Here is a 14,850-nt window from a genome sequence, read left to right on the forward strand (position 1 = left end):
AGACATAACGCAGTCGCCTGGCGCTTGGCACAGCTTCCGCGTTAACGCTCCGCTGCCAGAGCACTCCCTATTCAGTTAATAGTTGTGATTACCGGCGCGTGATCCGACGGTTGTTCCCACTTTCTCGGCACTTTGTCCACTTCGCACGCTGTGCATCGTGCGGCGAGTTCTGCCGTGACCAGAATGTGATCGATGCGCAATCCCGCGTTACGACGGAACCCGAGCATCCGATAGTCCCACCAGGTGTAAAGCTTCTCCGGCTGCTCGAACATGCGGAAGGTGTCGGTGAGACCTAGTTCGATCAACTGCACGAAATGCGCGCGTTCTTCGGGCGAGACGAGGTTCTGGCCTTCCCACGCTTTCGGGTCGTGGACGTCGCGATCCTCCGGCGCAATGTTGTAGTCGCCGAGCAGCGCGAGTTGCGGATACGTCTTCATCTCGCCCTCGATCCAGTCCCGCAGCGCCTCGAGCCAGCGCATCTTGTACGCGAATTTTTCCGTGCCCGGAGCCTGGCCGTTGGGAAAATACGCCGAGATGATTCGCACGCCCTCGACCGTCGCGGCAATCACGCGTTGCTGCGGATCTTCGAACGCCGGGATATTGCGCACGACCGTGGTTTCGTCGACCGTCAGGCTGTCGCGTACCAGAATACCGACGCCGTTGTAGGTCTTCTGACCGGCGAACCAGCTTCGGTAGCCGACGGCCGCGAGTTCAGCGACGGGGAATTTGTCGTCGGTGAGCTTGAGCTCCTGCAAGCACAACACGTCGACGCCGCTTGTTGCCAGCCAGTCGATCACATGCTGTTGGCGGACCTTGAGGGAGTTGACGTTCCAGGTGGCAATTTTCATTTGATTGGTGCGGAGATTGACTCTCGTCAGTGATGAGTTGTCGGCGTGAGCGTTAAGCTGTTTGTTGGTCTTTCGGCGTTATAGGCCCGATTGATTGAAGCGTGGGCGCAGCTTACCTGAGCCACCGGCCTTAGGACCTCAAGGCGAAGGGCGTCAGTGATGTACCGGCACGGCGACGAGTTTCACCCCCAACGCAGCGGCCACTTTCTGGATAGTTTCAAATCGAGGTTTCGCCCCCTCAGCCAGCGACTTGTACAGGCTTTCGCGTTGCACACCCGCTTCGGAGGCAACTTTCGACATGCCGCGTGCTTTCACAACATCGGCAAGAGCCGACAGGAGAATGTCGGAGTTCCCCGAGGCAAGCGCCTCGTTCAGATAGGCCGCGATGGCCTCTTCGCTATCGAGATAGTCGGATGCGTCGAAAGTTGAAATGTGAGTTGAGTTCATTTCCGTTCCTGTCTGATTCGCTGCCACATGGCCTTCGCTCGGGCGATATCCGATATCTGCCCTTGCTTGCTTCCGCCGGCCAACAATAGATAAACCGTCAAGCCGTCACGCACGTAATACACACGATAGCCCGCGCCTGTGTGAATCCGCATTTCCCACACGCTGCCGCCGACGTCATGGCAATCGCCGAAATTTCCCAACGCGGCGCGTTTGATCCGGATCAAGATGGCGGCTCTTGCTAACACATCAGTCACGCCCAACAGCCAAGCCGAAAAGTCGTGCGTTTGATTGATTGTGTTCGTCATGCGTGTGGATCCCAGATAACGTTAAGTGGGATGCCTTGGTAAAGTGTATCCCACTGGATACGAAAACTCAAGGCATCGATTGAATGTAGTGATCTGATCTTGCTCACTCGGGAATCGGCATCGGAGTGATTTGAGCGTAGTGACGAAAGCCAACCATCGGGAAAGTGGAGTGGTCACTGTGATCGGTCGCCCAAGTTTGCTGTAGTCGACCAAATGGCTAACGTGGCCAGCACTCCGGAAATCGAGCTTTCTGTCCCGCTACAATCATCGAAACACTTGGCGAAAGGACAAGCTCATGGACCTGATCATTCGACACGCAGCGCTCGCGGATTCCCGCGATCTGGTGGACATCGGCATCGAAGGCGGGCGTTTCACCGCGATCGAACCGCAGCTCGCCGCGACCGCGCCGGAGGAAATCGATGCCGCGGGTTCTCTTGTCAGCGCGCCGTTCGTCGATGCGCATTTCCACATGGATGCCACGCTGTCCTACGGTTTGCCGCGGGTGAACGTGTCGGGAACGCTGCTGGAAGGGATCGCGTTATGGGGTGAGCTGAAGCCCGAGCTGACACAGGACGCACTGGTCGACCGGGCGATGCAATATTGCGACTGGGCCGTCGCGCGTGGCCTGCTCGTGATTCGATCTCACGTGGATGTCTGCGATCCGCGTCTGCTCGCCGTGGAGGCGTTGCTGGAAGTGAAGCGCCGTGTGAAGCCGTATCTGGACTTGCAACTCGTTGCGTTCCCGCAGGACGGCGTTTTGCGGAGCAAGGGCGCGTTCGAGAACCTGAAGCGCGCGATATCAATGGGCGTCGATGTGGTCGGCGGCATTCCGCATTTCGAACGCACGATGGCCGATGGCGCCGAGTCCGTGCGCCTTCTTTGCGAGTTCGCGGCGCAGAAGGGACTGCGCGTGGACATGCATTGCGACGAATCCGACGATCCAATGTCGCGCCATATAGAAACCTTGGCGTCGGAGACCCATCGGCTGGGTCTGCAGGGACGTGTTACGGGTTCGCACCTGACGTCGATGCATTCCATGGACAACTACTACGTGAGCAAGCTGATCCCGTTGATTCGCGACTCCGGCGTGGCCGCGATCGCGAATCCGCTGATCAACATCACGCTTCAAGGTCGTGCCGATACCTACCCCAAGCGCCGAGGCATGACGCGCGTGCCGGAGTTGATGGCAGCAGGGGTAGACGTAGCGTTCGGCCACGACTGCGTGATGGACCCGTGGTACAGCCTGGGCTCAGGCGACATGCTGGAAGTGGCGCACATGGGTTTGCACGTCGCGCAGATGACGGGTATTGATGCCATGCGTGCCGCGTTCGAAGCGGTGACGACGACGCCGGCGAAAATCCTGGGTATCGAAGGGTACGGGATTGCCGTGGGCAACAACGCGGATTGCGTGATACTGGACGCGCGCGACCCGGTTGAAGCGATTCGCTTGCGGGCGACGCGAATAGCGGTGCTTCGCCGCGGCAAGGTGGTCAGCCGCGCGCCGGCGATGCGGGCGCAACTCAGTCTGGAAGGGCGGCCGGAGGAAGTGAATTTCCGGCTGGATCGGTAAGTCGAGACCCTTCTAAATAAAGCACATAAAAAAACCGTTCCAACGCGAGTTGGAACGGTCTTCTTCAATCATTCAAACAGCGTCGCCGCTGTCATAACCTCAATGCGCCGTCTCCGGCGACATGCCGTTATGCCGCAACAGCGCATCGATATTCGGTTCCCGGCCGCGGAATGCCTTGAACGAGTCCATCGCTGGCCGGCTGCCGCCTACTTCAAGAATCTCGCGCCGGTACCGAATGCCCGTTGTCGCATCAAGCACTGATCCACCACCCAGCTTCGCGGCCTCTTCGAACGCGGCATACGCATCCGCCGACAGCACTTCCGCCCACTTGTAGCTGTAATACCCCGCGGCATACCCGCCGGCGAAAATGTGCGTGAAAGTATTGGTCCAACGGGAGAAAGGCGCTTGCGGCACGACGTGGAACCGCTCGTTGATCTCACGTGCGAAGTCGTTGACGTTCGTCGCGCCGGCCGGATCGTAGTCGCTATGAAGCTGGATATCGAACATGGAGAGCACGATCTGGCGCAACGTGCCCAGACCGCTCTGGAAGTTCTTCGCGGCGAGCATCTTGTCGAAGAGTTCGCGCGGCAGCGTGGCGCCCGTGTCCACGTGAGCGGACATGTCGGTGAGCACGTCCCACTCCCAGCAGAAGTTCTCCATGAACTGCGACGGCAGTTCGACCGCATCCCATTCCACGCCGTTGATACCCGATACCCCAAGTTCATCGACACGCGTCAGCATGTGATGCAAGCCGTGTCCGAATTCGTGGAACAGGGTGATGACTTCGTCGTGGGTAAAACACGCTGGCTTGCCGCCAACGGGCGCGGAGAAGTTGCACGTCAGATACGCGACGGGCGTCTGCACGCCGCCTTCACGGCGTTTGTGCCGCGAGCGGGCGTCGTCCATCCAGGCGCCGCCGCGTTTGCCTTCGCGCGCATACAGGTCCAGATAGAACTGCGCGACAAGCGAACCGTCCTTGTTTTCGACGCGGAAAAAGCGCACTTCCGGATTCCAGACGGCGGCTTCATCGCGGCGGATACTCACGCCGAACAGCGTCTCCGTGACCTTGAACAAACCCTTCAGCACGGCCTCTTGCGGGAAATACTGCTTCACTTCGTTTTCCGAGAACGAATAACGCTGCTGGCGCAGGCGCTCCGCGGCGAAGGTCGAGTCCCACGGCTGCAATTCCGGCATGCCGAGCTCGGTCGCGGCGAACGCGCGCAACTCCATCCAGTCCTTCTCGGCGTGTGGGCGTGCACGCACAGCCAGGTCCTCAAGGAACGCAACCACCTGTTCCGGCGATTCTGCCATCTTCGGCGCAAGAGACACCTCAGCGAAGTTCTGATAGCCGAGCGCGTGGGCTTCTTCGGCACGCAGCTTCAACTGTTCGACGACATTCGCCGTGTTGTCCCATTCGGGCTTGCCATTGCCGTAGTTCGCACCCAGTTCGGACGCGCGCGTCACATAGGCGCGATACATCGCTTCACGCAGCGGCCGATGTTCGGCGTACTGCATCACCGGGAAATACGAGGGGAAATGCAGCGTGAACTTCCAGCCCTCACGGCTTTCTTTCTGCGCGGCTTCGCGTGCCGCTTCGATCACGTCTTCCGGCAAACCGGCGAGTTCACTTTCCTTGGTGACGACATACGAAAACGCATTCGTGGCATCGAGGACATGGTCGGAGAATGCCTTCGATAACGCCGCCTGTTCTTCCTGAACGCGCGCAAACCGGGGCTTTTTATCTTCGGGCAACTCGGCGCCCGACAAACGGAACCCGCGCAACTCGTTACTGAGCATTTTCTTCTGCTCAACTGAAAGCGATGCGTGTTCTTCGCTCGCCGCAATCGCCTTGTATTTCTCATAGAGCGCCAGGTTCTGCCCGACGCTCGCTGAGAACTCCGTCACGCGCGGCAAATTCTCGGCGTGGGCGGCGCGTAATTCGGGGGTATCGGCGACGGCATTCAGGTGGCCGATCACGCCCCACGCACGCGACAGGCGTTCGCTCGCGCGCTCCACGCTTTCCACGATGTCTCGCCACGTAGCCGGGGTCTCAGGCGCGCTGGCGTGATCGACGGCGGCTTTTGCATCGGCGAGCAGGACGTCGAGCGCGGGCGTCACGTGTTCCGGCTTGATGTCGTTGAAACGGGGCAGGTCGGAGAAGTCGAGCAGGGGGTTGCCCTGAGCTTGGGTCTGAGCTTGATTCGCGATATTCGATGGTGTCGAACTGGACATGACTCTCCCGGTCTCGGATAAAAATGGATGCGACGATGAACGTGACGCCGCGCCTGACACAGCGCGCGATTTCGACGGTTGGGCTATTCACTATTGTGGGGACGCTTCCACCGATTCTCAAATCGATTCTGGCTAACGCGGCGATTTACCCGATCGGCGTGCCGGCTGTGCGTGTTGGTGCGGCAATCGGGCAGCCGGTGCGCCCATCATGCATGTAAGCGCTGAAGGGCGTTGCCCCAACGCTTTAATCCCGATCCTGCTGCATCGCGCGTTCGGCCGCTTCGATGGTATTCACCAGCAGCATGGTGATGGTCATTGGCCCGACGCCGCCTGGCACGGGTGTGATGAAACCGGCCACCTCCTTCACGCCCGCGAAATCCACGTCGCCGCAGAGTTTGCCGTTCTCGTCGCGATTCATGCCTACGTCGATCACGGTTGCGCCGGGTTTGACCATGTCGGCGGTCAGGATATTGCGCCGGCCGGTTGCCGCGACGACCACATCCGCGTTGCGCGTCAGCGCGGCCAGATCGCGCGTTTTGCTGTGCGTGATGGTGACCGTGGCGCCGGCTTCGAGCAGCAGCATGGCCATTGGTTTGCCGACGATGTTCGAGCGTCCGATCACGACTGCATTCGCGCCTTCGAGCGGGATGCCATGCGCTTCGAACATCTTCATCACGCCGTAGGGCGTGCACGGGCGAAACAGCGGTTTGCCGGTCATTAGCGCGCCGGCGTTTTCGACGTTGAAACCATCTACGTCCTTGGCTGGCGCGATGGCTTCGATGACCTTATGGCTATCGATATGTTTCGGTAACGGAAGTTGTACCAGGATGCCGTGCACGTTCGGATCGTTGTTCAGGTCGTCGAGCCGCGTCAGTAATTCGCTTTCGGTGAGCGTGGACGGGAAACGATCGAATACGGAGTGCAAGCCATTGTCCTGACAGGCTTTTACCTTGTTGCGGACGTAGACCTCGCTGGCCGGATTTTCACCGACGAGAATGACTGCCAGGCCGGGTTGCTGGCCACGGGCGGTCAGGGCGGCGGCACGTACGGCTACATCGGCGCGAAGGGTCTTGGAGAGGGCGTTGCCGTCGATGATTTGGGCGGTCATAGGAGGTCTGGGCGGAGAACAAGTCCGCTGCTTTTCTTGAGGGCGCAGGGTCGCAAGGGGCCTGTTGCGCCAGTGCGGCGCGGCGTTGCGGTGAGTGTTTGATTATACCGGACGGGGATGCGGGTGCGGCGGGCGGTGCGGCGCTCGGGACGATGGCCGGTTTGGGTCTGTCTACATTTCTCGACGCTTTTTGCCACTGGCGGGGACGGGCGATTCGGCTTCGACCGGGCACAAACCAAAACCACTGCCGCCGAGGCGCAAAAAGCCGCCCCTCGGCGTACCAGCGAGAAGCCCTAAAACCCCTATTGGGCCGACTGCGTCTGCGGCTTGTTGGACAGTGCCAGCCTGAGCAAATCCGCAACCGTATTCACGGAAAGTTTTTCCATGATGTTCGCGCGATGCGCTTCGACCGTCTTGATGCTGATACCAAGATCATCGGCAATCTGCTTATTCAAACGCCCCGCAATAATCCGCTCCAGCACCTGATGCTCCCGCGCCGTCAGCTTGCCCAGCCGCTCGGCCGCGGCACGCTGCTGCTGCACGCTCGAACTCTCGGTACGCGCCTTATCCAGCATGCGTTCAACCAGCTTGCGCAACTCGGCTTCATCGAACGGCTTTTCGATGAAATCCATCGCGCCCTTCTTCATGGTCGACACAGCCATCGGCACGTCGCCGTGACCCGTCACGAAGATGATCGGCAGCAGCGAGTTTTCCGCAATCAGCCGCTCCTGCAATTCGAGACCGCTCATGCCGGACATCCGTACGTCCAGTATCAGGCACGAGATTGCGCCTGAATGGGCGATCGGGAGATACGCGTCGAGGTACGCCTCAGCGCTCGCAAAACACGAGACGCGGTAGCCATTGGCTTCAAGCAGCCAGCGCAAAGAATCACGCACGGCTTCATCGTCGTCGACGACAAAGACGGTTTCCTGAGTGGTGACTGTGCTCATAGCTCTCCCGTAACAGTTTGTTGTGTGGGTTGATGACTGAGAGCTTCCGGTCCGTTACTGCCCGGACCATCGGCTTCTCCGATTGGCAAACTGCAATGGAATGTGGCGCCCGTCACGGTGCCGGAGGCATCGATATTGTTCACCACCCAAAGACGTCCACGATGCGATTCTATGATCGATCGGCAAATGTTCAAGCCCATGCCCATACCGTCGGACTTGGTGCTATAGAAAGGTTCGAAAAGGCGCTCGGCCGTAGCTTCGTCCACGCCGGGTCCCTGGTCCACCACGCTCACGCAGACAAACCCGCCGTCCACGCGCTGCACGAGCACGCGGATCACAGGATCGACGGCGTTCGGCTTGGCATCGTGCATGGCTTCCGCAGCGTTTTTCAACAAGTTCACGAGCACCTGCTCGATCAGCACCGGGTCCACATGAATCACGGGCATACGCGAGCGGATCTCGGTGAGAATGCGAATCTTGCGTTTGCGCGCTTCGATTTCTGCGAGGCCGACGGCGTCCGCGACGATATCCGCCACGCGCGTAGGCTGGCGTTTCGGTTCGCTGCGCTTCACGAATTCGCGGATGCGCTTGATGATCATGCCTGCCCGCACCGCCTGCTGCGCGGTTTTTTCGAGCACGGGCAACAGCGCGTCCTGCGTCATGCGGCCCGATTTGACCAGCGCAACGCAACCCGAACAGTAATTATTGATCGCGGCCAAAGGCTGGTTCAACTCGTGCGCCAACGACGACGCCATTTCGCCCATCGTCATCAAACGGCTGGTGAACTGCAGCTTTTCTTCCTGCTGATCGGCCAGTTCCTGCGCCTGCTTGCGCGTGGTGATGTCGGTCGCAATCTGCATCTGCGCGAGATGGCCGTCCACCCACTGAATGTACTGGCGACGCACTTCGAACCACTTCTGGATGCTCTCCACATACACTTCCTGCGCGTCCGAGGTGCTTTCGGTCAGCGCGGTGGCGGGCAGGCCGGCATACGTATCGACCATATCGATGGAATCCGACGACGCCTGCGCCGTGTCGAAACCCGCGCCCGCCAGTTCGAGATGGCCGTCCGGGCGAATCCCGAACAGGTGCCGATAGTAGCGATTCGCGAACAGCAGTTCGGCTTCGTCGGCGGCGAGCACGGATACCGCCGCGTCGAGGCTTTCCAGCACGGTGGTGAAGCGTTCATGCGCGGCGGCGAGATCTTCGCGAGCGCGGCGCGGCTCGGTAATGTCGGTCATCGACGACATCCAGCCGGTCTGCCGACCTGAACTATCGATCAGCGGCGAGACATAAAGCCGCGCGTGGAAGAACGAACCGTCCTTGCGACGCACGCGCAATTCGAAGCCGGATGAAGGCGCCTTGCCGCGCAAGGTCATGTCCAGTTGCCGCTGCATTTCAGGATATGCGTCTTTCGGCCAGTACGGAAAGGGCGCCACTTTGGACACGAGATCGCTTTCGTCCCAGCCGGTCATCCGGCAAAACGCGGGATTCACGTGCGTGATGCGGCCGTGCATGTCGAGCACGCGCATGCCGATCAGCACTGAATTTTCCATCGCCCGGCGGAAGAACGCCTCGGCGTAGAGCGCTTGTTGCGCTTCAAAGCGTTGCCGGGTGTGTTTCCAGAGGCTCCACAAACTCCACAACACAAAACAAGACAAGCCGGCGACCAGCCAGACGAGCGTGTTGTTCGTGAAATTCGTCAGTTGCGGATACGAATAAACGCGTACCGATACCCCTTGTCCCGGCGGATCGAGCGGCAGGTCATAGAACATGTCGCGCGGCAGGCGCGGCCGGCTGGACGTGGTCGCGAGCTCGCGATTGTTCAGATCGGTAATGGAAATCTTGTACTTGGCGGAGAGTTCGCTGGGGATGTCATGCTTGAGAATCCCCTCGATGGAAAACACCGCCGCAATGGACCCGAGAAAATCGCGGTCGCGATAAACCGGCGTCTGCAACGTGATGTAGCCATTGCCTAAATCGTCGTACAGAAGTGGCGAGTAGACCTGCCGGCGGCTGGTGCGGGCTTCGTCGAACGCGGACTGGACGGCGTCGTCCATCTGAGCATCCGTGGGCTTGGCGAGCCGTGAACCGAGCACGGGCAGCGGCGTATTCGGCCAGCGGGGCTTGTGCTGCGCCGTGTACCAGTTCATGTAGAGGATTTCGGGATGCCCCTGCATGATGTCGCCGGTGGAACTCTGGAACGTCTGCGGGTCCCCATGACCCGTCGCGATGTCACGCGCCAACGCCTGAATCTGCTCCTGCGCCCCAGTCATGGAAAGCCTGATTTGCTGCTGCGCCCAAGCCACGTTACGGTAGAGCGTGTCTTCCTGCTGTTGCTGTTCGCGCCGGTTGAGACTCCACAAGATCAGGCTCATCACGACCAGGAAGACCAGGATCGAGATCAACGGGGTCAGCAAGTACGAGTTTGACCACCACGGTCCGTGGTGCCAGCGGGTCGGCGCCGAGTCGTTGGGTTTGCCCTTCGAGCGCGCCGAGCGTGCGAAAAGCCGTTCGGTCAACATGCGCGCAATTGTAACGCAGCGCCACACTGTTAAATGGCGTAAAAAGTCTTGAAAAGTCCCGCAATTGATCGCAAGGACACCAACGCGTCTAACAAAAAGTCCTTGTCCCACGGTGCGTTGCAGCATTTTTCCGCATTATGAGATTGAGTCTCATGATTCGAAAAATTGCTTGCGCTACCGTTCTGAGGCTCTTTAGAATTGCCGCACGCGCGCTTGTCCCTCATTGTTTTCCGCAATTGTGTCTTGCGGATGGCTTAAAGGCTCGCGTCGTCTGTTCACAGAGCGTTCCTCAAATCAGGAGACGAGCATGTCCGCTGTACCCGACGAAGTGATGAAATATGTCGCCAACGCCAAGGACGACGAAGATCCCCAGGAAACCGCTGAGTGGCTGGAAGCCCTCGACGGCGTGATTTCGGCAGTAGGTCCGGATCGCGCCCATTACCTGATCGAAAAGCAGATCGAATTCGCGCGCGTGCACGGCGAACATCTGCCGTTTTCCGCTAACACCCCGTACATCAACACCATTCCGGTCGCCGCCCAGTCGAAGATTCCCGGCGATCAGGACATCGAACACAAGATCCGCTCGTACACGCGCTGGAATGCCATTGCCATGGTGCTGCGCGCGGGCAAGGACACGAACGTGGGCGGCCACATTGCTTCGTTCGCATCGGCGGCCACGCTGTATGACGTCGGCTTCAACCATTTCTGGCACGCACCGTCCCCCGAACATGGCGGGGACCTCGTGTTCGTGCAGGGCCATTCGTCGCCAGGTGTGTACTCGCGCGCGTTTTTGCTCGGCCGCCTGAAAGCGAGCCAGCTCGATAATTTCCGCCAGGAAGTGGGCGGCGAAGGCATTTCGTCGTATCCGCATCCGTGGCTGATGCCGGACTTCTGGCAGTTCCCGACCGTATCGATGGGCCTCGGCCCGATCATGGCGATCTATCAGGCGCGTTTCATGAAGTACCTGGATGCGCGCGGCATCATCAAGGCAGGCAGCCGCAAGGTCTGGGCATTCCTTGGCGACGGCGAAACGGACGAACCGGAATCGCTCGGCGCAATCGGCATGGCCGGCCGTGAACGGCTCGACAACCTCGTCTTCGTGATCAACTGCAACCTGCAGCGTCTCGACGGCCCGGTTCGCGGCAACGGCAAGATCATCCAGGAACTCGAAAGTGAATTCCGCGGTGCTGGATGGAACGTGATCAAGGTGGTGTGGGGTAGCCGCTGGGATTCGCTCTTTGCCCGCGATAAAACCGGTGCGCTGATGCGCCGGATGATGGAAGTGGTAGACGGCGAATACCAGACCTACAAGTCGGAGTCGGGCGCCTACGTGCGCGAGCATTTCTTCAACACGCCGGAACTCAAGGCGATGGTGGCGGAATGGTCCGACGAGGACATCTGGAACCTGAATCGCGGCGGCCATGATCCGCACAAGATTTACGCGGCGTATTCGGAAGCATCGAAGACGAAGGGTCAGCCGACCGTGATCCTCGCCAAGACCATCAAGGGTTATGGCATGGGCGAAGCCGGTCAGGCAATGAACATCACCCATCAGCAGAAGAAGCTGCACACGGATCAGCTGATGAAGTTCCGCGATCAGTTCAAGCTGCCGATCCCCGACGACCAGATCGCCGACGTGCCGTACCTGGAGTTCGAGGAAGGTTCGAAGGAACTCGAGTACATGCGCGCTCGTCGCCAGGAACTGGGTGGTTATCTGCCGGCGCGCCGTCAGAAAGCCGAGTCGCTGCCGGTGCCGGATCTGTCGGCGTTCGAACCGGTGTTGAAGGGCACGGGTCCGGGCCGCGAGATCTCCACGACCATGGCGTTCGTGCGGATTCTCAACATCCTGCTGAAGGACAAGGCGCTCGGCAAACGCATCGTGCCGATCGTGCCGGATGAGTCACGTACCTTCGGAATGGAAGGGTTGTTCCGCCAGATCGGTATCTGGAATCAGGACGGCCAGAAGTACGTGCCGGAAGATTCCGACCAGCTGATGTTCTATCGCGAATCGGAAACCGGCCAGATCCTGCAGGAAGGGATCAACGAAGCCGGCGGGATGTGTGACTGGATCGCGGCCGCGACGTCGTATTCGACGCACGGCGAGATCATGATCCCGTTCTACATCTTCTATTCCATGTTCGGCTTCCAGCGTATCGGCGACCTGGCGTGGGCAGCGGGCGACATGCGTTCGCGCGGTTTCCTGCTGGGCGGCACGGCCGGGCGTACGACGCTCAACGGCGAAGGGCTGCAGCACGAAGACGGCCATTCGTTGATGTGGGCGGCGTCGGTGCCGAACTGCGTGAGCTACGACCCGACCTTCGGTTACGAACTCGCGGTGATCATGCAGGACGGTTTGCGTCGCATGGTGGCCGAGCAGGAAGACGTGTATTACTACGTCACGGTGATGAACGAGAACTACGAACACCCGGCGATTCCGCAAGGCGATTCCGTAGCCACCGACATCATCAAGGGCATGTACTCGTTCCGCAAATCGGATGCCGACGCAAAAACGCCGCGCGTTCAGCTGATGGGCGCGGGCACGATCTTCAATGAAGTGATCGCCGCTGCCGACCTGCTCAAGAACGACTGGAACGTGGCCGCCGATCTCTGGAGCGTTCCGAGCTTCACGGAACTGGCACGCGAAGGCGCGCAAGTGGAGCGCTGGAACCTGCTGCACCCGACGGAAGAACGCCAGGTCTCGCACGTGACGAAGCTGCTGAAGGACGCGAAAGGTCCGGTGGTGGCATCGACGGATTATGTGCGTGCGCTCGTCGACCAGATTCGCGGTTACGTGCCGAACAAGTTTGTCGTGCTCGGCACGGACGGTTATGGCCGTTCGGACACGCGCGAAAAACTGCGTCATTTCTTCGAAGTCGACCGCTACTGGGTCACCGTCGCGGCGCTCAATGCGCTGGCCGACGAAGGCACGATCGACCGCAAGGTCGTCGCCGACGCGATCAAGAAGTACGCGCTCGACCCCGCCAAACCCAACCCGATGACGGTTTAACGCATCGGCCCCCGAGTGTTGTTGCGCGAAGTCGCCTTGCCCCTGGCTTTAGCCTCGTGGCAGGGCGATTTTTCGCGTCGCGACCCAGGAGACAATAAACAATGAGTCAAGCGATCGAAGTCAAGGTGCCGGATATCGGCGATTACACGGACATTCCGGTGATCGAAGTGCTGGTGAAAGTTGGGGATACCGTCGAGAAGGAGCAATCGCTCGTCACGCTCGAATCCGATAAAGCGACCATGGATGTGCCAAGTTCGGCCGCTGGCGTCGTGAAGGAAGTGAAGGTCAAGGTGGGCGACAACGTGTCGGAAGGTGCGTTGATCGTCGTGCTGGAAGCGGCTGAATCCGGTGCTGCTGCCGCTGCTGCACCGAAGGCCGCTGAAAAACCCGCTGAAGCGCCGGCTCAGGATAAGGCTCCTGCCCCGGCTGCATCGTCGGGTGGTGGATCGGTTGAAGTGAAGGTGCCGGATATTGGCGACTTCAAGGATATTCCGGTCATCGAGGTGAATGTGAAGGTCGGCGACAAGGTCGAAAAGGAGCAATCGCTCGTTACGCTCGAATCCGATAAAGCCACCATGGACGTGCCGTCGCCCGCAGCGGGCACGGTCAAGGAACTCAAGGTCAAGGTCGGCGACAACGTCTCGGAAGGCACGTTGATCCTCGTGCTGGAAGGCGGTGAAGGATCGGCTGCCGCGGCCGCTGTTGCTCCCAGGCAGGAAGCACCGAAGACAGAAGCGCCTTCGGATGCACCGGCCAAAGCCGCGCCCGCCCAGAAAGAAGCACCGTCCGCACTCGCGCTCGCACCGGCGATTCCCGCTGGCGAAGGCTCGCGTACGTCGAGCCACGCATCGCCGTCGGTGCGCAAGTTTGCGCGCGAACTCGGCGTTGACGTGTCGTCCGTAACGGGTTCGGGCCCAAAGAACCGCATCACGCAAGCCGACGTGACCGCGTTCGTGAAGGGCGTGATGAGCGGCCAGGGTAAAGCGCCGGCGGCAGCCGCCGCAGCGCCGGCCGGTGGCGGCGAGTTGAATCTGCTGCCGTGGCCGAAGGTCGACTTTACGAAGTTCGGTCCGGTCGATCCGAAGCCGCTGTCGCGCATCAAGAAGATTTCGGGCGCGAACCTGCATCGCAACTGGGTCATGATTCCGCACGTCACGAACAACGACGAAGCCGATATCACCGACCTGGAAGCGCTGCGTGTGACGTTGAACAAGGAAAACGAAAAGGCTGGCGTGAAGTTCACCATGCTCGCGTTCGTGATCAAGGCGGTGGTTGCCGCGTTGAAGAAATTCCCGACGTTCAATGCGAGCCTCGACGGCGACAACCTCGTCTTCAAGCAGTATTACAACATCGGTTTTGCCGCCGATACCCCGAACGGTTTGATGGTTCCGGTGATTCGCGACGCGGACAAGAAGGGCCTCGTCGATGTCGCGAAGGAGATGGCCGATCTGTCGAAGGCTGCACGTGAAGGCAAGCTGAAGCCCGACCAGATGCAAGGCGGATGTTTCTCGATTTCGTCACTGGGTGGCATCGGCGGAACGCATTTCACGCCGATCATCAATGCGCCTGAAGTGGCAATTTTGGGGTTGTCGCGGGGCGCGATGAAGCCGGTGTGGGACGGCAAGGCGTTTGTACCTCGCCTGATTCTGCCTTTGTCGCTGTCGTACGATCATCGGGTTATCGATGGCGCCGAGGCCGCGCGGTTCAATGCCTACCTTTCTGCTGTGCTGGCGGATTTCCGTCGCGTGAGTTTGTGATGTTTGTGCTTGGCGGGCCGCTTATGTTGGCCCGCTAGCCGCTTCATTGAACTTGCATTGCACTGCACTTTGCTAGTCGCCCCTGTGCGGGGCGGCACTTA

General features: G+C 59.9%; 11 protein-coding genes. 4 read left to right on the forward strand and 7 right to left on the reverse strand.

What is annotated here, in order from left to right:
• Positions 1 to 71 precede the first annotated feature (71 nt).
• From xth to ACSQ8V_RS05760, 3 genes are all read right to left on the reverse strand, one after another.
• Positions 72 to 848 carry an exodeoxyribonuclease III gene (gene xth, locus ACSQ8V_RS05750; protein WP_436205142.1) on the reverse strand — a complete coding sequence of 259 codons (777 nt, stop codon included), beginning with the start codon at positions 846 to 848 and terminating at the stop codon, positions 72 to 74.
• Positions 849 to 1,001: 153 nt separating this feature from the next.
• Positions 1,002 to 1,295 (reverse strand): addiction module antidote protein, encoded by a 294-nt coding sequence (locus ACSQ8V_RS05755; protein WP_213763349.1) that lies wholly within the window; start codon positions 1,293 to 1,295, stop codon positions 1,002 to 1,004.
• Positions 1,292 to 1,600, reverse strand: coding sequence for a type II toxin-antitoxin system RelE/ParE family toxin (locus ACSQ8V_RS05760; RefSeq protein ID WP_213763347.1), 309 nt, complete (start codon positions 1,598 to 1,600; stop codon positions 1,292 to 1,294). The genes ACSQ8V_RS05755 and ACSQ8V_RS05760 overlap by 4 nt, the downstream gene beginning before the upstream one ends.
• A gap of 295 nt (positions 1,601 to 1,895) precedes the next feature.
• On the opposite strand from ACSQ8V_RS05760, the gene ACSQ8V_RS05765 reads away from it, so the two are divergent.
• Positions 1,896 to 3,170, forward strand: coding sequence for an amidohydrolase family protein (locus tag ACSQ8V_RS05765; RefSeq protein ID WP_436205143.1), 1,275 nt, complete (start codon positions 1,896 to 1,898; stop codon positions 3,168 to 3,170).
• 99 nt (positions 3,171 to 3,269) lie between these two features.
• Here the strand turns inward: ACSQ8V_RS05765 and ACSQ8V_RS05770 are convergent, their stop codons facing one another.
• The gene (locus ACSQ8V_RS05770; RefSeq protein ID WP_436205144.1) at positions 3,270 to 5,402 is read right to left on the reverse strand and encodes a M3 family metallopeptidase; all 2,133 of its coding nucleotides are present in this window, start codon (positions 5,400 to 5,402) and stop codon (positions 3,270 to 3,272) included.
• 35 nt (positions 5,403 to 5,437) lie between these two features.
• Here ACSQ8V_RS05770 and ACSQ8V_RS05775 point away from each other — a divergent pair, with 35 nt between their 5' ends.
• Positions 5,438 to 5,620, forward strand: a complete 183-nt coding sequence (locus ACSQ8V_RS05775) for a hypothetical protein (protein WP_436205145.1) — start codon at positions 5,438 to 5,440, stop codon at positions 5,618 to 5,620.
• A 26-nt stretch (positions 5,621 to 5,646) separates the two neighbouring features.
• Here the strand turns inward: ACSQ8V_RS05775 and folD are convergent, their stop codons facing one another.
• From folD to fixL, 3 genes are all read right to left on the reverse strand, one after another.
• On the reverse strand, positions 5,647 to 6,510 hold the full coding sequence (gene folD / locus ACSQ8V_RS05780) for a bifunctional methylenetetrahydrofolate dehydrogenase/methenyltetrahydrofolate cyclohydrolase FolD (RefSeq protein WP_213763342.1): 864 nt from the start codon (positions 6,508 to 6,510) through the stop codon (positions 5,647 to 5,649).
• Between the two features lie 302 nt (positions 6,511 to 6,812).
• Entirely contained in the window at positions 6,813 to 7,460 is a 648-nt protein-coding gene (gene fixJ / locus ACSQ8V_RS05785) for an oxygen response regulator transcription factor FixJ (protein ID WP_089165612.1), read from the reverse strand.
• Complete coding sequence (gene fixL, locus ACSQ8V_RS05790; RefSeq protein ID WP_213763340.1) at positions 7,457 to 9,985, reverse strand: PAS domain-containing sensor histidine kinase; 2,529 nt, start codon at positions 9,983 to 9,985, stop codon at positions 7,457 to 7,459. Before fixL ends, fixJ begins: the two co-directional genes overlap by 4 nt.
• A 307-nt stretch (positions 9,986 to 10,292) precedes the next feature.
• On the opposite strand from fixL, the gene aceE reads away from it, so the two are divergent.
• Both aceE and aceF read left to right on the forward strand, forming a co-directional pair.
• A complete protein-coding gene (gene aceE, locus ACSQ8V_RS05795; protein WP_436205146.1) occupies positions 10,293 to 12,992 on the forward strand; it encodes a pyruvate dehydrogenase (acetyl-transferring), homodimeric type in 2,700 nt (899 codons plus the stop codon).
• 101 nt (positions 12,993 to 13,093) lie between these two features.
• Complete coding sequence (gene aceF / locus ACSQ8V_RS05800) at positions 13,094 to 14,749, forward strand: dihydrolipoyllysine-residue acetyltransferase (protein WP_436205147.1); 1,656 nt, start codon at positions 13,094 to 13,096, stop codon at positions 14,747 to 14,749.
• Positions 14,750 to 14,850 lie beyond the last annotated feature (101 nt).

It is taken from the genome of Caballeronia sp. LjRoot31 (assembly GCF_964253885.1).
Taxonomy (GTDB): domain Bacteria; phylum Pseudomonadota; class Gammaproteobacteria; order Burkholderiales; family Burkholderiaceae; genus Caballeronia.